Below are 23,096 nucleotides of genomic sequence, written 5' to 3'. Positions count from 1 at the left end.
CGGGGGGATGTGGCGTGCTCCATCATGGAGCCATGCCTGAACCGACCCGCATCCCCGCCCCCGACGGCGTGGCCCCCGCGACCCAGTACAGCCACGTCGTCTCGGCGACCGGCCGCTTCGTCGCCGTCTCCGGCCAGCTCGCCCTGGACGAGAACGGCAAGCTGGTCGGCGAGGGCGACCCCGCGGCCCAGGCCCGCCAGGTCTTCGAGAACCTCAGGCGCTGTCTGGCCGCGGCGGGCGCCGGATTCGAACACGTGGTGAAGCTGACCTACTTCGTCACGGACACGGCCCACCTCCCGGCCATCCGCGCGGCCCGCGCCGCCCACATACCCGACGACCGCCTCCCGGCGTCCTCCGCGGTCCAGGTGGCCGCGCTGGTGGCACCGGAGTTCCTGATGGAGATCGAGGCGCTGGCGGTGGTGGGCGAGTGACCTCTTCCACTGTCCGCGAGATGACCCTCGCCGACTGCGACCGCGTCTCCGAGATCCGCATCCGCGGCTGGCAGCAGGCCTATCGGGGACTGATGCCGCAGTCGTACCTGGACGGGCTCAGCATCGAGGCGGACGCCGAGCGGCGGCGGGCCTGGTTCGCCCAGGGGGACGGCTCCGTGGTGAACCTGGTCGCCGAGCAGGAGGGAAAGGTCCTCGGTTGGGCGGCGTACGGGCCCTACCGGGACGGTGAAGTGCGCACCGGGGACGCCGAGTTGTACGCCGTCTACGTCGACCCCGCACACCTCGGCGCCGGTATCGGCCGGGCCCTGCTTGCGGATACGGTCGAGCGGTGCTCGTCGTACCCGCGCATGTATCTGTGGGTCGTGCGCGGCAACGCCCCGGCCCGCCGCTTCTACGAGCGCGCCGGTTTCCGGCCGGACGGCGCCGAGGAGCCGTTCGAGGCGGGCGGCGTGTCCGTGCCCGAGGTGCGGTACGTCAGGGAGCTGCCCGGCCGGCCGGACGTCACCTCGCCTCCTTCTGCTGCGGGATGAGGGCCAGTGCCCGCACCGCCGCCTCCGCGAGCGCCGGATGGGCCAGGGCCTCCTTCAGTACGCGGCGGGCGCGCGGGTCGCCCAGGGTGCCGAGGCCGTCCACGCAGGCGAGGGCGACGCGGTGGTAGGGGTCGTGCGGGTGCAGCCGGCGTTCCAGGGTGGTGATCAGGGCGGGCACGGACTCCGGGGCGCGCAGGTCGGTCAGGAGCCGTACCGGGTGCAGGGCATAGGCGACGCGGAGTTCGTTGGTGGCGAGGGCCGCCGCGGCGCGGGCGGTGCGGGGGTCGCCCAGGCGGGCGAGGGCATGGGCGGCGGAGGCACAGCGCGGGGGGTCACGGTGGTTGAGGAGGAGCACCAGGGACTCGAAGGCGCGCCGGTCGCCGGCCCGGCCGAGCCGGAACGCGGCCAGCTCCCTGGCCCACAGCGGCTGTCCGGGCGCGGTGAGCACCTCCGCGAGTTCGTCGTGGTCCTCGGTCGCCAGCAGCCGCTCGAACGCCGCCGAGCCGTGCGACTCCTGCCGTAAGCGCTCCGTGAGCGATCGCAACTCTTCGTCCACGAAGTCCAGCGTAGGCGGGTGGCGAGGCCTGAGGGAGCTACATCACAAAGTCCGGCCGGACTCAGGTCTGGCGCGCTCGTTACTGGCGGGTTAAGCTCAGACGAGCGAGTTACCCACTCGCACTTCCGCTGGCGACGGTTTGGTGACGCAGCCGTTGTGAGCGTTGTCGGTTCGGTACGACGTACCGCAGTACGACCCGGCTCCGGGACAGGGCCGGTCGGATTCGCCGCCGTTTGCCGTTCGCGGGCGTGTGCATCGCCCGCGGCACCCGGCAGCACCGGGCGTGTGCGCTCAGCAGCCCGGCAACACCCGCATCCCTTTCCGCTTCGTGGTGCGCCCCTCGGCGCACCCGGCGCGCTCCTCGTCGTCACCCTCATTCCTGGAGTCCCGCGATGGCCACTCCCCTTTCCGACTCAGCTCTGTCCCCGCTCAAGACGATCGCCGTCGTCGGCCTCGGCACCATGGGCACCGGCATCACCGAGGTCCTCGCCAAGGCGGGCCGCGAGGTGATCGGCATCGACATCAGCGAGGCCCAGGCGGCGAAGTGCGTCGCCGCCCTGGAGGCCCGCACCGCCGGCTGTGTGGAGCGCGGCCGGCTCACCGAGCAGGAGCGCGCCGACGCCCTGGCCCGGGTCCGCACCGCCACCGACCTCGCGGCGGCGGCCGACGCCGACCTCGTCATCGAGGTGGCCCCGGAGTCGTACGAGGTCAAGCACCAGATCTTCCGTGAGCTGGACGGCATCGTCCGCCCGGAGACGATCCTCGCGACCGGCACCAACGCCCTGTCCGTCACCCGCCTCGCCGCCGACTCGGCCCGCCCCGAGCGGGTGCTCGGCCTGCACTTCTTCAACCCGGCACCGGCCATGAAGCTGGTCGAGATCGTCTCCTCGGTGCTGACCGCGCCGGGCGCCGTCGCCGCCGTCACCGACCTCGCGATCGAGCTGGGCAAGGAGCCCGTCGCGGTCGGCGACCGCCCCGGTTTCGTCGCGGACGGCCTGCTCTTCGGCTACCTCAACCAGGCCGCCGCGATGTACGAGGCGCGCTACGCCTCCCGCGAGGACATCGACGCGGCGATGCGGCTCGGCTGCGGCCTGCCGATGGGGCCGCTGGCGCTGCTGGACCTGATCGGCATCGACACCGCGCGTACGGTCCTGGAGGCGATGTACGTCGAGTCCCGCGACCGGCTGCACGCCCCGGCCCCGATCCTGAAGCAGCTCAGCGAGGCGGGCCTGACCGGCCGCAAGTCCGGGCGCGGCTTCTACACCTACGAGGCGCCGGGCAGCGCCACGGTCGTGCCGGACGCGCTGACCCCGGCGGCGGACGCCGCGGCGGCCCAGGGGCGCGAGGTCCGCTCCGTCGGCGTCGCCGGCTCCGGCACCATGGCCTCCGGCATCGCCGAGGTGTTCGCCAAGGCGGGCTACGACGTCGTGCTGGCCGCCCGCAGCGAGGAGAAGGCCCAGGCCGCCAAGGCTCGGATCGGCAAGTCGCTTTCGCGCTCTGTCGACAAGGGCCGGCTGACCGCCGAGGCCGCCGCGCAGATCCTGGACCGGATCGCTCCGGCCGGGTCCTACGACTCCTTCGCCGAGGTCGACCTGGCCGTCGAGGCGATCGCCGAGGACCTGGAGATCAAGCGGCAACTGTTCGCCACGCTGGACAAGGTCTGCAAGCCCGGCGCGGTCCTCGCCACCACCACCTCCTCGCTGCCCGTCGTGGCCTGCGCGCGCGCCACCTCGCGTCCGCAGGACGTCATCGGCATGCACTTCTTCAACCCGGCGCCGGCGATGAAGCTGGTCGAGGTCGTGCGGACGGTGCTGACCGCGGACGACGTCCACGCCACCGTCCGCGAGGTCTGCACGAAGATCAGGAAGCACGCGGTGGACTGCGGCGACCGGGCCGGCTTCATCGTGAACGCGCTGCTGTTCCCGTACCTGAACAACGCGATCAAGATGGTCGAGGAGCACTACGCGTCCCTGGACGACATCGACGCGGCGATGAAGCTCGGCGGCGGCTACCCGATGGGCCCGTTCGAGCTGCTGGACGTGGTCGGCCTGGACGTCTCGCTGGCCATCGAGAAGGTCCTGCACCGCGAGTTCCGCGACCCCGGCCTCGCCCCGGCCCCGCTGCTGGAGCACCTGGTCGCCGCGGGCTGCCTCGGCCGCAAGACCGGCCGCGGCTTCCGCGAGTATGCCCGCCGCTGACGGCGCAGGCGACTGGTCACGCGCGGAGACGGACTGGGGCGGACTGCTCGGCCCGGTGGACGCTCCCCCGCCCTCCTGGGGCGGGGGCGGCTCCCGGAGCGGGGGAAACCCCTCACCCGCGCACCGAACTGCGCACATGCAGTACGTTCGGGTCATGTCCCAGCCCGCCAAGTCCTCACGTACACCAGCTACGCCCGACGCGCCGGAAAGTGCCGCAGGCAGTCGCGCCGCCGCCCAGCGGCTCAAGATGCGCCGAGAACTGGCGGCCGCAGCCATGGAGCTGTTCGCGACCAAGGGGTACGAGGCGACCACCGTCGACGAGATCGCGGCCGCCGCCGGGGTCGCCCGCCGTACCTTCTTCCGCCACTTCCGCTCCAAGGAAGAGGCGATCTTCCCGGACCACGACGACACCCTGATCCGCGCCGAGGCGGTGCTCAACGCCGCCCCCGCGCACGAGCACCCGCTCGACACCGTGTGCCGTGGCATCAAGGAAGTCATGCGGATGTACGCGGCCGCCCCGGAGATCTCGGTCGCCCGCTACAAGCTCACCCGCGAGGTGCCGACCCTCAGGGAGGCCGAGATCGCCTCGGTGGCCCGCTACGAGCGCCTGTTCACCCGCTATCTCCTGGGCCACTTCGACGAGCACGCGCACGCCGACGACGCCAACGACGACCCGCTGCTGGCCGAGGTGGCCGCCTCCGCCGTCGTCACCGCCCACAACCACGTCCTGCGGCGCTGGCTGCGGGCGGGCGGCCAGGGCGACGTCGAGGCGCAGCTCGACCACGCCTTCGCGATCGTCCGCAAGACCTTCGGCACCGGCATCGGCGCCGGACGCAGCTCGGCCCCCCAGCCGGCCACCACCGCCCCGGCGACGGCCTCCACGCACGGCGAGGTGCTCGTCACGGTCGCCCGTACCGATGCGCCGCTGGACGAGGTCATGCGGACCATCGAGGAGGCGCTGAAGGAGCGCTGAGCGAGGCTCGCGAGGAGCACCGAGCCGACTCCCCCGCTGTGACGACGGCCACCCGACCGGGTGGCCGTTTTGCCATGTCAGGGCCCGTTTTCGAGGAGATTTCAGGCCCCGTTCGATCGATCATCGCTCATTTGTTACGTAAAGATTTCACCTGAGCCCAATCTCTGGCACTCAGTGCCTTGCAGCCTGACACGCGGTGTCATACGTTGATGGTGTCCGGGCGGCCGGCGAGCAGAGACCGTTCGCTCGCCGGCTGTCCCCAAGGGCCCACGGCCCGCGCGCCCGGACGCCTGCGTCACAGGCAACCTCCTGCGCCACAAAGCGCTGCCGAAGCACCACCGAGCCGAACCGACGGCACCCTCCCAAAACCCTCAGCAGCACTCCCAGCAGCAGCACCGACGAACCCTCAGCGCCCCTCCCTCAGGGCGCTCACCGCCGGAGGCAACACCGTGACCGTGAAGGACATCCTGGACGCGATCCAGTCGAAGGACGCCACGTCCGCCGACTTCGCCGCCCTGCCGCTCCCCGAGTCGTACCGCGCGATCACCGTGCACAAGGACGAGACGGAGATGTTCGCGGGCCTTCAGACCCGCGACAAGGACCCGCGCAAGTCGATCCACCTGGACGACGTTCCCGTGCCCGAGCTGGGCCCGGGCGAGGCCCTGGTGGCCGTCATGGCCTCCTCGGTCAACTACAACTCGGTGTGGACCTCGATCTTCGAGCCCCTGCCGACGTTCGGCTTCCTGGAGCGCTACGGCAAGCTCAGCGAGCTGACCCGCCGCCACGACCTGCCGTACCACATCATCGGCTCCGACCTCGCGGGCGTGGTCCTGCGCACCGGCCCCGGCGTCAACGCCTGGAAGCCCGGTGACGAGGTCGTCGCCCACTGCCTGTCCGTCGAGCTGGAGTCCTCCGACGGCCACAACGACACCATGCTCGACCCCGAGCAGCGCATCTGGGGCTTCGAGACCAACTTCGGCGGCCTCGCCGAGATCGCACTGGTCAAGTCCAACCAGCTGATGCCGAAGCCCGCGCACCTGAGCTGGGAGGAGGCCGCGGCCCCGGGCCTGGTGAACTCCACCGCCTACCGCCAGCTGGTCTCCCGCAACGGCGCCCAGATGAAGCAGGGCGACAACGTCCTGATCTGGGGTGCGAGCGGCGGCCTCGGCAGTTACGCCACCCAGTTCGCGCTCGCCGGCGGCGCCACCCCGATCTGCGTGGTCTCCAGCGAGCAGAAGGCGGAGATCTGCCGGAAGATGGGCGCCGAGCTGATCATCGACCGCAGCGCCGAGGGCTACAGGTTCTGGAAGGACGAGCACACCCAGGACCCCAAGGAGTGGAAGCGCTTCGGCAAGCGCATCCGTGAGCTCACCGGCGGCGAGGACGTCGACATCGTCTTCGAGCACCCCGGCCGCGAGACCTTCGGCGCCTCCGTGTACGTCACCCGCAAGGGCGGCACGATCGTCACCTGCGCCTCGACCTCCGGGTACAACCACGAGTACGACAACCGCTACCTGTGGATGTCGCTGAAGCGGATCATCGGCTCCCACTTCGCCAACTACCGCGAGGCCTGGGAGGCCAACCGCCTCATCGCCAAGGGCAAGATCCACCCGACCCTGTCGAAGGTCTACTCCCTGGAGGACACCGGCCAGGCCGCGTACGACGTCCACCGCAACCTGCACCAGGGCAAGGTCGGCGTGCTCTGCCTCGCCCCCGAGGAAGGCCTCGGCGTGCGCGACGAGGAGATGCGCGCCCAGCACATCGACGCCATCAACCGCTTCCGGAACGTCTGAGGGCCACAGATGACAGAGCGTCAGAAGGACCGTCCGTGGCTCATGCGGACGTACGCCGGCCACTCCACGGCCGAGGCGTCCAACGAGCTGTACCGACGCAACCTCGCCAAGGGCCAGACCGGTCTGTCGGTGGCGTTCGACCTGCCGACGCAGACCGGCTACGACCCCGACCACATCCTCGCCCGCGGCGAGGTCGGCCGGGTGGGCGTGCCCGTCGCGCACCTCGGTGACATGCGCCGGCTGTTCCAGGACATCCCCCTGGAGCAGATGAACACCTCGATGACGATCAACGCCACCGCCATGTGGCTGCTGGCGCTCTACCAGGTCGTCGCCGAGGAGCAGGGCGCGGACATCACCAAGCTCCAGGGCACGACCCAGAACGACATCGTCAAGGAGTACCTGTCCCGCGGGACGCATGTCTTCCCGCCGGGGCCCTCGCTCCGCCTGACGACGGACATGATCGCGTACACGGTCTCCCACATCCCGAAGTGGAACCCGATCAACATCTGCAGCTACCACCTGCAGGAGGCCGGGGCCACGCCGGTGCAGGAGATCGCGTACGCGATGTCCACCGCGATCGCCGTCCTCGACGCCGTGCGCGACTCCGGCCAGGTGCCGCAGGAGCGCATGGGTGACGTGGTCGCCCGCATCTCCTTCTTCGTGAACGCGGGCGTCCGCTTCATCGAGGAGATGTGCAAGATGCGGGCGTTCGGCCGCATCTGGGACAAGGTCACCCGTGAGCGGTACGGCATCCAGGACCCCAAGCAGCGCCGGTTCCGCTACGGCGTCCAGGTCAACTCCCTCGGCCTGACCGAGGCCCAGCCGGAGAACAACGTCCAGCGGATCGTGCTGGAGATGCTCGCCGTGACCCTCTCCAAGGACGCACGCGCGCGTGCCGTGCAGCTGCCGGCCTGGAACGAGGCGCTGGGCCTGCCCCGCCCCTGGGACCAGCAGTGGTCGCTGCGCATCCAGCAGGTGCTGGCGTACGAGAGCGATCTGCTGGAGTACGAGGACATCTTCGAGGGCTCGAAGGTGATCGAGGCCAAGGTGGACCAGCTGGTCACCGACGCCCTCACCGAGATCGACCGCATCCAGGAGATGGGCGGCGCGATGGCCGCCGTGGAGTCCGGCTACCTGAAGTCCCAGCTGGTCTCCTCGCACGCCGAGCGCCGGGCCCGGATCGAGTCCGGCCAGGAGAAGATCGTCGGCGTCAACGCCTTCGAGGGCACCGAGCCCAACCCGCTCACGGCCGACCTGGACACCGCGATCATGACGGTCGACCCGGCGGTCGAGGCCCGGGTCATCGCCTCGCTCCAGAACTGGCGCGACACCCGCTACCAGCCGCCCTTCAACCACCCGCGCCCCTGCAAGGCGCTGGAGCGGCTGAAGGAGGCCGCCAAGGGCACCGACAACCTGATGGAGGCCACGCTGGAGTGCGCCCGCGCCGGGGTCACGACCGGCGAGTGGGCCGGCGCCCTGCGCGAGGTGTTCGGCGAGTACCGGGCGCCCACCGGGGTCTCCTCCGCTCCGGTGGCGGTCGCCGCCGAGCCGGGCTCCGCGCTCGCCGAGGTCCGCGCCAAGGTGGACGCCACCGCCCGCGAACTCGGCGTCGGCAAGCTGCGCTTCCTGGTCGGCAAGCCGGGCCTGGACGGGCACTCCAACGGCGCCGAGCAGATCGCCGTACGCGCGCGTGACGCCGGCTTCGAGGTGGTCTACCAGGGCATCCGGCTGACGCCCGAACAGATCGTGGACGCCGCCCTGGCCGAGGACGTGCACGCGGTGGGCCTGTCGATCCTGTCCGGCTCGCACGCCCAGCTGGTGCCGGACGTACTCCAGCGGCTGCGTGTGGCCGGTGCCACAGATATACCGGTGATCGCCGGTGGCATCATCCCGAATGGTGACGCCGAGCAGCTCAGGGCCGCCGGAGTGGCCGCCGTCTTCACCCCGAAGGACTTCGACATCACCGGGATCATCGGCCGAATCGTCGACGAGATCCGGAAAGCGAACAAGCTCGACCCCCTGGAGGTCCCCGCATGACCACCCCTGTCAACCGCCTTCGCCCGCGGCGCTCCTGCCTGGCCGTACCGGGCAGCAACCCGCGCTTCCTGGAGAAGGCGCAGGGCCTCCCGGCGGACCAGGTCTTCCTGGACCTGGAGGACGCCTGTGCGCCGCTCGCCAAGCCCGAGGCGCGGCACACCATCGTCAAGTTCCTCAACGAGGGCGACTGGACGGGCAAGACGCGCGTCGTACGCGTCAACGACTGGACGACCGAGTGGACGTACCGCGACGTCGTCACGGTCGTCGAGGGGGCCGGCCAGAACCTCGACTGCATCATGCTGCCGAAGGTCCAGAACGCCGAGCAGATCGTGGCCCTGGACCTCCTGCTGACCCAGATCGAGAAGACCATGGGCTTCGAGGTCGGCAAGATCGGCATCGAGGCGCAGATCGAGAACGCGCAGGGCCTGAACAACGTCAACGCGATCGCGCAGGCCTCCCCGCGCATCGAGACCATCATCTTCGGCCCGGCCGACTTCATGGCCTCCATCAACATGAAGTCCCTCGTCGTGGGCGAGCAGCCGCCCGGCTACCCGGCGGACGCCTACCACTACATCCTGATGAAGATCCTGATGGCCGCCCGCGCCAACAACCTCCAGGCGATCGACGGCCCCTACCTGCAGATCCGCAACGTGGAGGGCTACCGCGAGGTCGCCCAGCGCGCCGCCGCCCTCGGCTTCGACGGCAAGTGGGTGCTGCACCCGGGCCAGGTCGAGGCCTCCAACGAGATCTTCTCGCCCTCCCAGGAGGACTACGACCACGCCGAGCTGATCCTGGACGCGTACGACTACTACACGTCCGAGGCGGGCGGCAAGAAGGGCTCCGCGATGCTCGGCGACGAGATGATCGACGAGGCCAGCCGCAAGATGGCGCTGGTCATCTCCGGCAAGGGCCGGGCCGCCGGCATGCAGCGCACGTCGAAGTTCGAGATCCCGGAGGCCTGAGCGCGATGCAGTTCGGACGCACGTACGAGGAGTTCGAGGTCGGGGCGACGTACAAGCACTGGCCGGGCAAGACGGTCACGGAGTACGACGACCACCTGTTCTGTCTGCTCACCATGAACCACCACCCGCTCCACATGGACACGAACTATGCGGAGAAGACGACGGACTTCGGCAAGAACGTCGTCGTCGGGAACTACATCTACTCCCTGCTGCTCGGCATGTCCGTGCCGGACATCTCCGGCAAGGCGATCGCCAACCTGGAGATCGAGTCGCTCAAGCACGTGGCGCCGACCTTCCACGGCGACACGATCTACGGCGAGACGACCGTGCTGGACAAGTGGCCGTCGAAGTCGAAGAACGACCGCGGGATCGTCTACGTCGAGACCAAGGGCTACAAGCAGGACGGCACGCTCGTGTGCGTGTTCCGCCGCAAGGTGATGGTGCCGACCGAGACGTACATCAAGGAGCGCGGCGGCGAGCAGCCCGGCCGCCCGGAGCTGACCGCACCTGCGGAAAAGAACACGGAGAAGTAAGCCATGGCCCGTCTCGCCCAGACCGCCGGTCTGACCGACGTCCAGCAGGAGATCCTCTCCACCGTGCGGGACTTTGTCGACAAGGAGATCATTCCTGTCGCGACCGAGCTGGAGCACCGCGACGAGTACCCGCAGCAGATCGTGGACGGCCTGAAGGAACTCGGCCTGTTCGGTCTGATGATCCCCGAGGAGTACGGGGGCCTGGGCGAGTCGCTCCTGACCTACGCGCTGTGCGTGGAGGAGATCGCCCGCGGCTGGATGTCGGTGTCCGGCATCATCAACACCCACTTCATCGTCGCGTACATGCTCAAGCAGCACGGCACGCAGGAGCAGAAGGACCACTTCCTGCCGAGGATGGCGGCCGGCGACATCCGGGGCGCATTCTCGATGTCGGAGCCGGGCCTGGGCTCCGATGTGTCGGCGATCACGTCGAAGGCGGTCAAGGACGGCGACGAGTACGTCCTGAACGGCCAGAAGATGTGGCTGACGAACGGTGGCACGTCCTCCCTCGTCGCCGTCCTCGTCCGCAGTGACGAAGGACACCCCGAGGGCACCGCGCCCCACAAGTCCATGACGACCTTCCTGATCGAGAAGGAGCCGGGCTTCGGCGAGGTCCGACCGGGTCTGACCATCCCCGGCAAGATCGAGAAGATGGGCTACAAGGGCGTCGACACCACCGAACTCATCATGGACGGCCTGCGGGTACCGGCCGATCGGGTGCTCGGCGGCGTCACCGGCCGAGGTTTTTACCAAATGATGGACGGCGTCGAGGTCGGCCGGGTCAACGTCGCGGCCCGTGGCTGCGGCGTCGCTCAGCGTGCCTTCGAACTCGGTGTCCAGTACGCCCAGCAGCGGCACACCTTCGGCAAGCCGATCGCCCAGCACCAGGCCATCCAGTTCAAGCTGGCGGAGATGGCCACCAAGGTCGAGGCCGCCCATGCGATGATGGTCAACGCGGCCCGCAAGAAGGACTCCGGCCAGCGAAACGACCTCGAGGCCGGAATGGCGAAGTACCTGGCCTCGGAGTACTGCAAGGAGGTCGTGGAGGACGCCTTCCGCATCCACGGCGGCTACGGCTTCTCCAAGGAGTACGAGATCGAGCGCCTCTACCGGGAGGCTCCGATGCTGCTCATCGGTGAAGGTACCGCCGAGATCCAGAAAATGATCATCGGTCGCAGGCTGCTCGAAGAGTATCGATTCCAGGGCTGATTGTCCGTATACGGGGTGTTTTCTTCGAGAAGAAGATCACACCCCGTAGACGTAGTTCGGCCGTCGACTCGGCAGCCTGGCTTGCCCAGTTGCGGCCCGCGACCGGTACGATCCCGGGAAAGCCGCCGTCCCCCGTCTTGCGCGGCATCATCCGCTACGAAGGTCATCCATGCCCCACAGCCAAACCTCTGCACCTCGCGACAGCCGAGCCGGCGTACGCCTCGCGCGCGGAGCATCGCCGTGGCTTCTCCCGACCGTCGCCACCGCAGCACTCAGCCTGGCCCGCGCCCGCCGCTCCGGCGCGGCCAAGGCCGTGGCCGTGCCCGCCACCGCGCTCGCCGCGGGCATGCTGTGGTTCTTCCGCGACCCCGAGCGCGAGATCGGCTCCGGCCGGGTGATCTCGCCCGCCGACGGTGTGGTGCAGAGCATCATGCCGTGGAAGGACGGGCGCACCCGCGTCGCGATCTTCATGAGCCCGCTGAACGTCCACGTCAACCGTGCACCCCTCGCGGGCACGGTGACATCCGTCGAGCACATCCCCGGCGGCTTTGTTCCGGCTTTCAACAAGGAGAGCGAGAACAACGAGCGCGTAGTCTGGCATTTCGACACCGAACTCGGCGACATCGAGATGATCCAGATCGCCGGCGCGGTGGCCCGCCGCATCGTGCCCTACATCCCCACCGGCACGAAGGTCGAGCAGGGCGACCGTATCGGTCTGATCCGCTTCGGCTCGCGTGTCGACCTCTACCTGCCCAAGGGCGTGGAGGTCGCGGTCGAGGTCGGCCAGAAGACCGTGGCTGGGGTGACTCGCATTGACCGTGATTGATCCGGAGACCCAGGCCGGCTGGGTGCCCGAGGCCGACGAGGTGGACGACGAGGAGGAGATGCCCCTCTCTCTCCGCCTGTCGATAGCGGACACCCTCACCCTGGGCAACGCCACGTGCGGGTTCATGGCGGTGTACTTCACCACCACCGGCATCCTGATCCCGCACCTGACCGGGAACGACGAGTCCGCGGGCATGGCGCGGCACAGCGCCGCCACGGCCGTCATCCTGATGCTCTGCGCGGCCGTCTTCGACCTGTTCGACGGACTGGTGGCCCGGAAGCTGCGCTCGTCGCCGATGGGCGCGGAGCTGGACAACCTCTCCGACCTGATCAGCTTCGGGCTCGCGCCCGCGTACTTCGTCCTCGTCTACGGCATGGTCGCGGACGACGCGCACCAGAGAGTGGCGGCGCTGGGGGCAATCGTGGTGCTCCTGGCGGTCGTCCTCCGGCTGGCGCGCTTCTCCTGCGTGACCATGAAGGACGGCATGTTCCAGGGCATGCCCAGCCCCTTCGGGGCGCTGACGGTGGTCTCCATCGTGCTGCTGGAGCTGCCCTTCGTGGCGACGCTGCTGGCGATCCTCGGTACGGCGTGGCTGATGGTGAGCCGGGTGGAGTACCCGAAGCCCAGGGGCCGCCTGGCCGGGGCCATGCTCGCGTGGATCGTCCTGTCGATGGGCCTGCTGGCGGCCTGGGCCTTCGACGCGCCCAGCGGGCAGCTGCTGCTCCAGACGGGCTGCGCGCTCCAGCTGGTCATGGGCGCCGTGATTCCGTTGTTCGCCACGGCTCGGCGGGTGAACAACTTCCGCGACAACCGGCGCGAGGCGCGGGCGGCGCAGTTGCCGTAGCGGCGCTTTGGCAGGGGCCCCGGACCAGGGAACGGTTCGGGGCCCCTCGCTTGTGTGGCCCACCTGGGGGCTCCGCCCAGGGGCCTCAGCCCAGGTGGTCCTCGGCGATCCGCACGGCGACCCGCTCGAGAATCGGCCCCGCGTCCGCGATGCACCTGGCCACGTCCGGCTCGACGGAGGTCAACGGGTACGCCCTCTCGATCCCCGCCCGCAGCAACGCCTCCGGCGACAGAGCGAGCCGTCCGCACACAGCCACCACGGTCCTCCCCGCGGAGCGAGCCGCGGCAGCAACACCCGCCGGGGCCTTCCCGTGCAGCGTCTGCTCGTCCAGCGAGCCCTCACCGGTGATCACCAGCGAGGCCCGCTCCAGCGCGGGCGCGAAGCCCAGCACGTCCAGCATGACCTCGATACCGGGCCGGAAACGGGCGCCCAGCAGCAGCGCGCCGTACCCGATGCCGCCCGCCGCCCCCGCGCCCGGCGATGCCGCGTACTCCGCCGCCCGCGGCCCGACCTCGGCCTCCAGCACCTTGGCGAAGTGGGCGAGGGCCGCGTCCAAGGTTTCCACGTCGTCCGGCGAGGCGCCCTTCTGCGGGCCGTACACCGCCGGCGCGCCCTTGGGCCCGGTCAGCGGATTGTCGACGTCGCTCGCCAGCACCAGCTCCACCGAGGACAGCCGCGGGTCCAGTTCGGACAGGTCGGTGCGGGCGAGCTCCGTCAGCCCGCCGCCGCCCGGCGACACCGGCTCGCCGTCCTCGTTCAGGAAGCGCGCGCCCAGCGCGGACAGCATTCCCGCGCCGCCGTCCGTCGTGGCGCTGCCGCCGACACCGAACACGATCGTCCGGGCGCCCGCGTCGAGCGCGGCGCGCAGCAGCTCGCCGGAGCCGTACGTGGAGGCCGTCAGGGGCGCGAAGACCCCGGCCGGGAGCCGCTGGAGGCCGCTCGCCTCGGCCATCTCCACCACCGCGGTCCCCTCGCGCAGCGCGAACGCGGCGGTCACCTCCTGGCCCAGCGGCCCGGCGACCCGCACCTCGCGGCGCTCGAAACCGGCCGCGACCGCGGCGTCCACGGTTCCGTCGCCGCCGTCGGCCACGGGGAGCGCCTCGATGCGAAGATCCGGCACGACCCGGCGCAGCCCGGCCGTCACCCGCTCGGCTACCTGCACGGCCGTCAGCGAGCCCTTGAACTTGTCCGCGGCGATGAGCACCCGACGGGTCTCGTTCACTGCAGCGTCCGCCACCTTGCTTTCCCCTTGCTCTCCGGGCCCCGCGCACGTCGGGGCCAGTCGCGCCGCTGCGACCTTAACCGGAGGAGACCCCCCTCGTCATGCTGCGACCGAAGGCTGGGAACCGGCTGGGAACCGGCTGGGAGGAGCATGCGGAAAACGGGTAGATCCCAGCCATGACCAGCCGGCTCCCGCAGTCCGCCGCCCTCGCCGACCGCATCCATGGCGGCTGGCTCGGCCGGATCGCGGGCAACATGCTCGGCAAGCCGGTGGAGCAGGGCGAGGTGTGGACCCGCGAGCGCATCGATCGCTATCTGCGCACGGCCGAGGCGCTGCCGCTCACCGACTACCTGCCCGAGCCCGCCGACCCGGCCGAGGCCGCCGCACTGCGCCCGGAGTGGCGCGAGTGCGTGCGCGGCCGGATCCACGGCAGTGTGCGCGACGACGACGTCGACTACGCGGTCCTCGGTCTGCACCTGCTGGAGACGTACGGCTTCGGCTTCAGCACCGAGCAGGTCGGCGACCTGTGGCTGCTGCGGCTGCCGTATCTGCAGACCTTCACCGCGGAACGGGCCGCCTACCGCAATCTCGCCAACGGGCTGAAGCCCCCGCTGACGGCGACCTACGACAACCCGTACCAGGAGTGGATCGGCGCGCTGATCCGCGCCGACGTCCACGGCTGGACCCACCCCGGCGACCCCGCGGCCGCCGCCGGCCTCGCCCGCCGGGACGCGGTGCTCTCGCACACCGGGAACGGCGTGTACGGCGCCATGTGGGCGGCTGCGCTGATCGCCGCCGCCTTCACCGCCCCCACCGTGCGCGACGCACTCGACACGGCTCTCGGCGTGATCCCGGCGAGCAGCCGGCTCGCCCGTACCGTACGGCGGGCCATGACCCTGCACGAGACGCGGCTGCCATGGGAGGAGACCCTGGCCACCCTGGCCGCGGAGACGGCCGGGCTCGGCTGGATCCACACCGTCCCGAACGCCGCCGTCCTCACCGCCGGGCTGCTGTACGGCGACGGCGACTTCACCCGGACCATCGCCCTGACCGTGCGCGGCGGCCTGGACACCGACTCCAACGGGGCCACGGCGGGCTCGGTGGCCGGGGTGCTCACAGGTGCGGACGCGATCCCGGCCCAGTGGAAGGACCCGCTTCAGGACACGGTACGGAGCGCGGTGTTCGGCTTCGACTCCGTACGGATCAGTGCGCTGGCGGAACGCACCCTGCGCCTGGCGACGACGGGCCGGTAGCCGCCCCGCGCCTGGTTACCCTTCCCCAATGACCACGACTCCTGACTTCGCCACGTACATCGCGAGCCTGCCCCGTGTCCTCGCCGGTGCGGCCGTGCTCTTCCGGGACTCCGAGGGGCGTGTGCTGCTGGTCGAGCCCAACTACCGCGAGGGCTGGGCGCTTCCGGGCGGCACGATCGAGTCGGACGACGGGGAGACCCCGCGCCAGGGCGCGCGCCGGGAGACGCTGGAGGAGATCGGGCTCGACCGGGAGCCGGGCCGGCTGCTGGCCGTGGACTGGGTGCACGGAACGGGCCGGCCCCCGCTGGTGGCGTACCTGTACGACGGCGGAGTCCTCACGGAGGCCGAGCTGAAGGCGATCCGCCTCCAGGAGGAGGAGCTGCTGTCCTGGCGGCTGGTCCCGCGCGAGGAGATCACCGACCACCTCCCCGGCGCCCTCGGCCGCCGCGTCCTGACCGCCCTGGACGTCCTCGCGGACGGCTCGGGCACCGCGGAACTGGAGAACGGCCACCGGGTGGCGTGACCGGCCCTTCACCGGCTGTGGTCGCGGCGGGGCGCCGGGCGTGGCTCGGCTGAAGGTGCTCAGGCCGCCATCAAGGCGTTCTCGGTGCTTCCCACGGCCGGGTGCTCGGATCGCAGTTCGAACCAGATGGTCTTGCCCGTGGCCGTCTCCGTGCTGCCCCAGGCATCGGCGAGCAGATCGAGGAGTTCCGTGCCGCGGCCGCCTTCCGCGTCGGTGTCGACGACGCTGCGCAGGGGGCCGGCGGACTCGGTGTCCTCCACCTCGCACGCCAGTCGGGAGTCACGCACCCGCAGGTTGAGCCTGAGCGGCCCGCGGGTGTGCCGCAGGGCGTTGGTGACCACCTCGCTGACCAGGAGCTCCGCGGTGTCGGACAGGTCGGCCAAGGACCAGTCGCTCAGCTGAGCGGTCACCAGCCGCCGGGCCCGGCCCGCCGAGGTCAGTTCCCGGGGCAGGGGCCAGGAGGCGTCCCAGACGGTGGCGCGGCCACGGGGAGCGTCCAGCGGTCGTATCGGTGCGAGCGCACGGGACCACAGGGCCCACTGCCGGGTGGCCCAGGAGAGCGCGGCGTGTGTGGCCATGGGAATCAGTCCTTCGGGGAGAGACCGTACATGTAGCAGTCGCTACGCCTCAAATATAGATGTAGCGGATGCTACGGTAAAGACATCACCAAAGGTTTTCATAAGGGACATATAGCCCGAGCTTCCCTCATCGCATTCAGGAGCCCTCATGCCGCGTCCGCCCGACCCGGTCAAACGACGCGATCTGCTCGACCGGGTCCGCGCATACGTCCTCCGCAACGGGCTGACGGACCTCTCCCTGCGGCCCCTGGCCCGTGCGCTGGGCACCAGCGACCGCATGCTCCTGTACTACTTCGGCTCCAAGGAGCGGATGGTCGCCGAGGCCCTCGCCGGCTACGAACGCCGGCCTCTTCTACGCACCCGCGAGCTGCTGGAGGCCTTCGGCTCACCGAGGGACGCGGCGGGCCTCCGCCGCTTCATGGAGGAGGTGTGGCATCAGTTCAGCGACCCCGACGTACGCGCCTCGCTCCCCCTGTATCTCGAGATCATGAGCGCCAGCCTGCTCCACCCGGACCGGTACGGGCCGGTCCTGCACGACATCGTCACCGAGTGGACGGACCTGCTCACCAGCGTCTTCCGCGATCTCGGCATGGACCAGGACCGGGCCCGCACCCAGGCCGCCCTGCTGGCGGACGCCTCCTTCGGCCTCGTGATCGCCCCGCTGGCGAACGGCCACTGGGACCGGGCGGACAAGGCCTTTCACGCCCTCCTCGACATCCTGGAGCCCGGATGGCGGACCCAGGCATGACGCTCGATCAGAAGCCGCCGCCCTGGCCACCGGCGCCTCACCGCCCCACGGCCGGGGACCGGTGGCCCGGCCCCGATATCCGCTCGCCCCCATCGCACGGGCGTCCTACTCTCGGCCCATGGACAAGCCTCTCCTTGCCCTTCTCAGCGGCGCGGGTATCTCCACCGACTCCGGAATCCCGGACTACCGCGGGCCGAACGGGCTGTGGCGGCGGGATCCGGCGGCGGAGAAGCTCGTGACATACGAGTACTACATGGCGGACCCGGAGATCCGGCGCCGCTCGTGGCAGATGCGGCGCAAGAACCGCACCCTCAAGGCCGAGCCGAACGCCGCGCACCGGGCCGTCGCCGAGCTGGAGAAGTCCGGCATCCCGGTGCGGGTCATCACGCAGAACGTGGACGGACTGCACCAGCTCGCCGGCATGCCCGCCCGCAAGGTGCTCGAACTGCACGGCAGCGCACGCAGTGTCGTGTGCACCCGGTGCCACGCCCGCGGACCGATGGAGGACGCCCTCTCCCGCGTCGAGGCCGGCGAGGAGGACCCGGCCTGCCTGGAATGCGGCGGCATCCTCAAGTCCGCGACCGTGATGTTCGGCGAGCGACTGGACCCGGTCGTCCTCGGCGAGGCGATGTCCATCAGCAAGGCCTGCACCCTGTTCATCGCCGTCGGCAGCAGCCTGCAGGTACAGCCCGCCGCCGGCCTGGTCGGCATCGCCGCCGACCACGGCGCCCGTCTGATCATCGTCAACGCCGAGCCGACGCCGTACGACGAACTCGCCCACGAAGTCGTACGCGAACCGATCGGCACCGCCCTGCCCAGAATCCTCCACAGGATCAGCGCTGAGAGCGCCAGCTAGGCTTCCTTCGGCCTTGGCGGGCGAGTGCGCGGTGCGTACGCGGTCAGCGGCGGTAGCAGTACGAATCCGAGGATGCGTCGCCACCCTGCAGGCGTGTCTGGTGCACGCGGAAGCCGAGGAAGTCCGGGCCGTGCGGGAAGAAACGGCTGTCGACGGAGAGCCCGCCATGGGCGGTGTCGGCGTCGAGTTTGCCCATCCACGGGTCGATGCCCGCGGGATAGAGCTGCGCGTCCCAGGCGGAATACAAGGAGTTCGTCAGGTACACGCGCCGTCCGTCGCGGCTGAGCTCGACCATCTGCGCTCCGCCGGTCAGCGGAACGTCCGGCTCGGCGGGATGCGGCTGTGGGCCGACGACGCCGCCGAGACGCACGGACGCGGTCTGCCTCGGACGGAACGCGTCGCTCACGTCGTACTGGAGCAGGTCACCGGTCCCCCATGCGGATACGTACAGCCACTGGTCGTCCACCGACAGGTCGATATCGGTGATGAACGGCGGCACGGCGCCGAACGGCTGAAGCGCCGGGGGCAGGTCCTCCGTTCGCGCGGGCTCGGCCGGGATGGTGATCACCTTGCGGACCACGAAGTCCTCGCCCTCGCGATTCCACAACCACACGGACGCCGACAGATCCTCTACGCTGACCACGGTGTTTGCGAACCCCCACGTTGCCTCCGGGTCGTGCGCGGGACGCAGCTCCAGAACCATCTGGTTCTCGTCCCCCAGATCGACGCGCTGCAGGTGCCGGCCGGAGTCCAGCTCCCAGAAGTGCAGTGAGTGGCCGTAGCGGCGGTCCCGCAGCAGTTCGGGGACGAGGCCGTTCTCGAACATCGAGGGGGACCCCCACTCGCTGGTGATGGCGATGTTCTGGCGCAGATGCCACCAGAGGTCGTAGGCGAACCGCTGCGGTCCGCGGTCGGTCTCCCAGGCACGCAGCACGTCGAAGGTTTCGTGGTCCAGCAGCGCGACGCCGCCGGGTCCATCCGCACCGTCCGCGCCGCCCAGGCAGGACAGGAACACTCCATCAGGGCCACAGTGGAGTGTGTGGGGCCGCGAATACCGTGCCTTGGCGGCCAGCTCTTCCGGCTCGACCACCTTGACCAGGCGGGGACGGGCGGGATCAGGGCCGGTGTCGAAGACGTGCAGCCGGGACGAGCGCAGTCCCGGGACGATGAGGTAGCGCCGCGCGGGGTGATGATGACCGGCATGGCCCAGCGCGCTGGAGCAGGCGTTCCAGCCGAAGTGGTGCAGTTCGTTGCCCGGCTCGGGCACTTCGGCCCGGGAGATCACACGGCCGTAGACAGGGGATTCGGGGTCGGTGCCGACGGTGAACAACGCGTCCGCGCGCTGTGCGGTCGGGTCGAAACCGACGACATAGGCGAGCTTCTCCGCAGGTGCGGCGACGGCGTCCGTCGGCGTCCGGTACAGGGTGGGGTCACTGTGGTCGCCGTTGTGGTGGGCGTGGTCGTTCGTCGTCATGGCTGGTCCTTGTCCCGAACGGGAGGCTGGAACCGGGGACTCCCGCGAGGCAGCCGGCCTCAGCTGTTCGAGATCGATGTGCAGATACCGGATGTAAATGCCACAAAGCCAGCGTTTCACAGCCCCGAAGCACTGCCAACGCGGCATCGGGGCTCCGGCCGCCATACCGGTTGACGGCGGAGAAGCTCGTGACATACGAGTACTACATGGCGGACCCGGAGATCCGGCGCCGCTCGTGGCAGATGCGGCGCAAGAACCGCACCCTCAACGCCGAGCCGACCCCGTACGACGAACTCGCCCACGAAGTCGTACGAGAACCGATCGGCACCTCGCTGCCCGCGCTGCTGGCCCGCATCCGGGCCGAGAGCGGCACTAGAACAGCGCGGTGTCCCGTTCGAAGTCCAGCAGGCGGCGCTTGCGGTCGAGGCCGCCGCCGTAGCCGGTGAGGTCGCCGGACGCGCCGATGACGCGGTGGCAGGGGACGATGATGCCGATGGGGTTCTTGCCGTTGGCGAGGCCGACGGCGCGGGATGCGCCGGGGTTGCCGAGGGCGTCGGCGAGTTGGCCGTAGGTGCGGGTCTCGCCGTACGGGATGCGGGTGAGCTGTTCCCAGACGCTGCGCTGGAACGGGGTTCCCTTCAGGGCGAGTTCGAGGGTGAACTGCTTCAACTCGCCTGCGAAGTAGGCCGTCAGCTGCTCCCGCGCCGCGGTGAAGGAGGGCAGGCTGTCGTCCCGGTGGCCGAAGTTCTCCTCGGGCGGGCGATGTCGCTGGCCGGCCATGTAGAGGCCGCACAAGGTGCCGTCGGCGTCGGCGACCAGGGTGAGCGGGCCGTACGGGCTGTCGATCACGGTGTGGGACATCACGGAGGAACCTTCTTACACGGGCAGGAAGTTGATCGGGTGGCCGTCGGTCGCCCACAGGTACTGCACGGCGTACGCCCGCCAGGGCCGCCATGCCTCGGCGCGGGCGGTGAGCGCGGCCGGGGTGGAGGGCAGGCCCAAGTCCCCTGCCGCGCGCCGGATGCCGAGGTCGGTGGGGAGGAAGGCGTCGGGGTCGCCGAGGGCGCGCATGGCGATGACGTCGACCGTCCACGGTCCGAAGCCGGGCAGGGAGAGAAGCCGGGCGCGGGCTTCCGCCCAGTCAGAATCGACTCCCAAATGGAGTGTGCCGTCGGCGAGTTCGCGGACCAGGGTGGTGAAGGTGGTACGCCGGGTGCGGGGCATCGCCAGGGTCTCGGGGTCGACGGCGGCGAGGGCTTCCGGGGAAGGGAAGAGGTGCGTGAGGCCGCCCTCGGGGTCGTCGAGGGGCTTGCCGTGCGCGGTGACCAGGCGGGCCGCGTGGGTGCGGGCGGCTGCCGTGGAAACCTGCTGTCCGAGGACGGCGCGGACGGCGAACTCGGCCTCGTCGACCGTGCGCGGCACCCGCCGGCCGGGCGCCTTGTCGACCAGGGGCGCGAGCAGCGGGTCGGTGCGCAGCCGGTCGTCCACGGCGACGGGGTCGGCGTCCAGGTCGAGCATGCGGCGGCAGCGGCTGATCGCCACGGGCAGGTCGCGCAGATCGCTGAGGGTGAGGCGGCAGCCGATGTGGTCGGGGCGGGGCGTGAGGGAGACGATCCCGTGGCCGTACGGCAGGCGCAGCGTGCGCCGGTACGCGCCGGTGGGGGCGCCTCCCACGCCGTTCGGGCCGTGGGGGAGCCACTCCTCGACACCGGGTACGGCGGTGGCGGCGAGGTGGCCGAAGAGGTTGGACGGGTTGAGCGGGGCGCGGAACGGCAGCCGCAGGCGGATCCCGCCCGGGGTGCCGGCCCCGGACTTCGGCGCGCGGGCGCGCAGCTCGCTCGGGGACAGGGCGAAGACCTCGCGGACGGTGTCGTTGAAGGTACGGATGGAGGCGAAGCCGGCCGCGAAGGCGATCTCCGTCATGGGCAGCGAGGTGGTCTCGATGAGCAGCCGCGCGGTCTCGGCGCGCTGGGCACGGGCGAGCGCGAGGGGGCCCGCGCCCAGCTCGGCGAGCAGCTGCCGCTCCACCTGGCGGGTGCTGTAGCCGAGCCGGTCGGCGAGTCCGGGCACGCCCTCGCGGTCCACGACGCCGTCGGCGATGAGCCGCATGGCGCGGGCCACCAGGTCGGCGCGCTGGTTCCACTCCGGGGAGCCGGGGCTGGTGTCCGGGCGGCAGCGCTTGCAGGCCCGGAACCCGGCCTGCTGGCAGGCGGCCGCGCTCGGGTAGAACGTCATGTTCTCCGGCTTGGGCGGGACGACGGGACAGCTGGGGCGGCAGTAGATCCGGGTGGTCAGGACGGCCGTGAAGAACCACCCGTCGAACCGCGCGTCCTTGGACTGCACGGCACGTAGGCAGTGCTCCCGGTCGAGGTGCGTGGCTGTCTGCATGCCTCCAGCATCGGCCACCCCGGGCGGCGAACGCTGGCGGAAATCCGACAGCAGCGTTCGCGGGCCTGGTGAGGTGCCGATCCGGGCGGGCGTGGGCGGGGCGGCCTCACGGCGCGTGTGTCCTGTGGGCGGCGCTCTGCCGGAACCCGGCGATCCAGTCGGCGGTGTGGCGCAGACCGCCGAACGTGTAGAAGTGGACCTTCACCGCGCCGTGCCGCTCGGGGTCGTAGCGGTGGGCGAGCGCGTGCAGGAAGCGGTCCGGGCCGGTCGTGCCCATGAGATTGGTCAGCGAGAAGCCGTACTTGCGGGCGACGGAGGCGCTGGTGGCGACGCCGAACCGGGTGGCGTAGCCGAGCAGCCGGCGTACGCCCGCCGGTCCGGGCACGCCGATGCGGACGGGCAGGTGCACGCCCCGGGCGCGGGCGGCCTCCAGCCAGCCGAGGACGGGGTCGACGTCGAAGCCGAACTGGGTGATGACGTCGCCGCCGAACCGGTGCGCCCCGATGGCCGCCGCCTTGTCGGTGAGCGCGGACCACAGCGTGCCGTCGGCTATCGCGGGGTGGCCCTCCGGGTAGCCGCTGATGCCGACGTGCCGGACGCCGTGGCGCTGGAGCAGGCCGGTGCGCAGGACGGCGAGGGCGTCCGGGTAGGGGCCCTCGGGGCGGGCGGGGTCGCCGCCGACGACGAAGACGTTCTCGGCGGTGCCGGCCCCGGCCAGCCCGGACAGGAACTCCTCCAGGGCGGCTCGGGAGGGCAGGCGGCGTGCCGAGATGTGGGGTACGGGGACGAAGCCGAGCCGTTTGACCGCGCGGGCGGCCGCCAGCCGCATGCCGAGGTCCTCGCCGGCGAGGAAGGTGATGTTGATCCGGGTGCCCCGCGGGATGCTGCCCCGCGCCTCCTCCAGCCGGGGCACGTCCTTGCCGGTCATCTCCAGCGAGAAGTCGTCCAGCAGTGCGGCACCGACCGCCGGGGTGACGGTGAGAGCGGGGTTCATCGTGCTCCTCGTACGACGGCGTTCGGGACCCCGGCCGATGATGTCACGCGGGCTGCGCGAGCCGCGGCCCGGGGTCACACCGGTTATGGACCGCCCACCCGCGCCGGCTTTGGCTCTGGTGACCGGACCACGGCCCGGGGCAAGGTG

General features: G+C 70.7%; 22 protein-coding genes and 1 pseudogene. 16 read left to right on the top strand and 7 right to left on the bottom strand.

The window, feature by feature from the left end; genetic code table 11:
* Window positions 1-32: 32 nt before the first annotated feature.
* Both ACZ418_RS35000 and ACZ418_RS34995 read left to right on the top strand, forming a co-directional pair.
* Window positions 33-431, top strand: coding sequence for a RidA family protein (locus ACZ418_RS35000; protein WP_468371135.1), 399 nt, complete (start codon window positions 33-35; stop codon window positions 429-431).
* A gap of 20 nt (window positions 432-451) precedes the next feature.
* Window positions 452-982 carry a GNAT family N-acetyltransferase gene (locus ACZ418_RS34995; protein ID WP_468371290.1) on the top strand — a complete coding sequence of 177 codons (531 nt, stop codon included), beginning with the start codon at window positions 452-454 and terminating at the stop codon, window positions 980-982.
* Here ACZ418_RS34995 and ACZ418_RS34990 read toward each other — a convergent pair.
* Window positions 954-1,538 (bottom strand): adenylosuccinate lyase, encoded by a 585-nt coding sequence (locus tag ACZ418_RS34990; protein WP_468371134.1) that lies wholly within the window; start codon window positions 1,536-1,538, stop codon window positions 954-956. The genes ACZ418_RS34995 and ACZ418_RS34990 overlap by 29 nt on opposite strands.
* Before the next feature lie 392 nt (window positions 1,539-1,930).
* Between ACZ418_RS34990 and ACZ418_RS34985 the strand changes: the two genes are divergently transcribed.
* The 9 genes from ACZ418_RS34985 to pssA all read left to right on the top strand — a co-directional run bounded on the left by ACZ418_RS34985 (window position 1,931) and on the right by pssA (window position 12,913).
* Window positions 1,931-3,736, top strand: coding sequence for a 3-hydroxyacyl-CoA dehydrogenase family protein (locus tag ACZ418_RS34985; RefSeq protein ID WP_468371133.1), 1,806 nt, complete (start codon window positions 1,931-1,933; stop codon window positions 3,734-3,736).
* 154 nt (window positions 3,737-3,890) lie between these two features.
* Window positions 3,891-4,709, top strand: coding sequence for a TetR family transcriptional regulator (locus ACZ418_RS34980; RefSeq protein ID WP_468371131.1), 819 nt, complete (start codon window positions 3,891-3,893; stop codon window positions 4,707-4,709).
* A gap of 455 nt (window positions 4,710-5,164) precedes the next feature.
* A complete protein-coding gene (gene ccrA / locus ACZ418_RS34975; RefSeq protein WP_468371288.1) occupies window positions 5,165-6,502 on the top strand; it encodes a crotonyl-CoA carboxylase/reductase in 1,338 nt (445 codons plus the stop codon).
* A gap of 9 nt (window positions 6,503-6,511) precedes the next feature.
* Complete coding sequence (locus ACZ418_RS34970) at window positions 6,512-8,539, top strand: protein meaA (RefSeq protein ID WP_468371130.1); 2,028 nt, start codon at window positions 6,512-6,514, stop codon at window positions 8,537-8,539.
* Window positions 8,536-9,501, top strand: coding sequence for an HpcH/HpaI aldolase/citrate lyase family protein (locus tag ACZ418_RS34965; protein WP_468371128.1), 966 nt, complete (start codon window positions 8,536-8,538; stop codon window positions 9,499-9,501). Before ACZ418_RS34970 ends, ACZ418_RS34965 begins: the two co-directional genes overlap by 4 nt.
* Window positions 9,502-9,506: 5 nt before the next feature.
* Window positions 9,507-10,034 carry a MaoC family dehydratase gene (locus ACZ418_RS34960; protein ID WP_067303517.1) on the top strand — a complete coding sequence of 176 codons (528 nt, stop codon included), beginning with the start codon at window positions 9,507-9,509 and terminating at the stop codon, window positions 10,032-10,034.
* A gap of 3 nt (window positions 10,035-10,037) precedes the next feature.
* Window positions 10,038-11,243, top strand: coding sequence for an acyl-CoA dehydrogenase family protein (locus tag ACZ418_RS34955; protein ID WP_365722813.1), 1,206 nt, complete (start codon window positions 10,038-10,040; stop codon window positions 11,241-11,243).
* Window positions 11,244-11,412: 169 nt separating this feature from the next.
* Window positions 11,413-12,069 (top strand): phosphatidylserine decarboxylase, encoded by a 657-nt coding sequence (locus ACZ418_RS34950; RefSeq protein WP_468371126.1) that lies wholly within the window; start codon window positions 11,413-11,415, stop codon window positions 12,067-12,069.
* A 22-nt stretch (window positions 12,070-12,091) separates the two neighbouring features.
* Complete coding sequence (gene pssA / locus ACZ418_RS34945; RefSeq protein WP_468371286.1) at window positions 12,092-12,913, top strand: CDP-diacylglycerol--serine O-phosphatidyltransferase; 822 nt, start codon at window positions 12,092-12,094, stop codon at window positions 12,911-12,913.
* Window positions 12,914-12,998: 85 nt separating this feature from the next.
* On the opposite strand, the gene ACZ418_RS34940 is transcribed toward pssA, so the two are convergent.
* Complete coding sequence (locus ACZ418_RS34940; RefSeq protein ID WP_468371124.1) at window positions 12,999-14,135, bottom strand: glycerate kinase; 1,137 nt, start codon at window positions 14,133-14,135, stop codon at window positions 12,999-13,001.
* Between the two features lie 176 nt (window positions 14,136-14,311).
* Here ACZ418_RS34940 and ACZ418_RS34935 point away from each other — a divergent pair, with 176 nt between their 5' ends.
* Window positions 14,312-15,388 (top strand): ADP-ribosylglycohydrolase family protein, encoded by a 1,077-nt coding sequence (locus tag ACZ418_RS34935; protein ID WP_468371123.1) that lies wholly within the window; start codon window positions 14,312-14,314, stop codon window positions 15,386-15,388.
* A gap of 28 nt (window positions 15,389-15,416) precedes the next feature.
* The gene (locus ACZ418_RS34930; RefSeq protein ID WP_468371121.1) at window positions 15,417-15,911 is read left to right on the top strand and encodes an NUDIX domain-containing protein; all 495 of its coding nucleotides are present in this window, start codon (window positions 15,417-15,419) and stop codon (window positions 15,909-15,911) included.
* Between the two features lie 59 nt (window positions 15,912-15,970).
* On the opposite strand, the gene ACZ418_RS34925 is transcribed toward ACZ418_RS34930, so the two are convergent.
* Entirely contained in the window at window positions 15,971-16,489 is a 519-nt protein-coding gene (locus ACZ418_RS34925; RefSeq protein ID WP_468371119.1) for an ATP-binding protein, read from the bottom strand.
* A gap of 148 nt (window positions 16,490-16,637) precedes the next feature.
* Here ACZ418_RS34925 and ACZ418_RS34920 point away from each other — a divergent pair, with 148 nt between their 5' ends.
* Together ACZ418_RS34920 and ACZ418_RS34915 are read left to right on the top strand one after the other, a co-directional pair.
* The gene (locus tag ACZ418_RS34920) at window positions 16,638-17,237 is read left to right on the top strand and encodes a TetR/AcrR family transcriptional regulator (RefSeq protein WP_468371118.1); all 600 of its coding nucleotides are present in this window, start codon (window positions 16,638-16,640) and stop codon (window positions 17,235-17,237) included.
* A 118-nt stretch (window positions 17,238-17,355) separates the two neighbouring features.
* Complete coding sequence (locus ACZ418_RS34915) at window positions 17,356-18,093, top strand: SIR2 family NAD-dependent protein deacylase (protein WP_468371117.1); 738 nt, start codon at window positions 17,356-17,358, stop codon at window positions 18,091-18,093.
* 43 nt (window positions 18,094-18,136) lie between these two features.
* Here the strand turns inward: ACZ418_RS34915 and ACZ418_RS34910 are convergent, their stop codons facing one another.
* A complete protein-coding gene (locus tag ACZ418_RS34910; RefSeq protein ID WP_468371116.1) occupies window positions 18,137-19,567 on the bottom strand; it encodes a selenium-binding protein SBP56-related protein in 1,431 nt (476 codons plus the stop codon).
* A 176-nt stretch (window positions 19,568-19,743) separates the two neighbouring features.
* On the opposite strand from ACZ418_RS34910, the pseudogene ACZ418_RS34905 reads away from it, so the two are divergent.
* Window positions 19,744-19,845: pseudogene (locus tag ACZ418_RS34905) on the top strand (NAD-dependent deacetylase); the annotation flags it as partial.
* 94 nt (window positions 19,846-19,939) lie between these two features.
* On the opposite strand, the gene ACZ418_RS34900 reads toward ACZ418_RS34905, so the two are convergent.
* The 3 genes from ACZ418_RS34900 to ACZ418_RS34890 all read right to left on the bottom strand — a co-directional run bounded on the left by ACZ418_RS34900 (window position 19,940) and on the right by ACZ418_RS34890 (window position 22,949).
* Window positions 19,940-20,431, bottom strand: coding sequence for a methylated-DNA--[protein]-cysteine S-methyltransferase (locus ACZ418_RS34900; RefSeq protein WP_468371115.1), 492 nt, complete (start codon window positions 20,429-20,431; stop codon window positions 19,940-19,942).
* Between the two features lie 12 nt (window positions 20,432-20,443).
* Window positions 20,444-21,955 (bottom strand): AlkA N-terminal domain-containing protein, encoded by a 1,512-nt coding sequence (locus tag ACZ418_RS34895; RefSeq protein ID WP_468371114.1) that lies wholly within the window; start codon window positions 21,953-21,955, stop codon window positions 20,444-20,446.
* Between the two features lie 106 nt (window positions 21,956-22,061).
* A complete protein-coding gene (locus ACZ418_RS34890; protein WP_468371113.1) occupies window positions 22,062-22,949 on the bottom strand; it encodes a methylenetetrahydrofolate reductase in 888 nt (295 codons plus the stop codon).
* Between the last annotated feature and the right edge of the window lie 147 nt (window positions 22,950-23,096).

This window comes from Streptomyces sp. NPDC030820 (assembly GCF_055572075.1).
The sequence above is the reverse complement of the archived record's forward strand: the minus strand, read 5'-3'. Positions and strand labels throughout refer to the sequence as shown.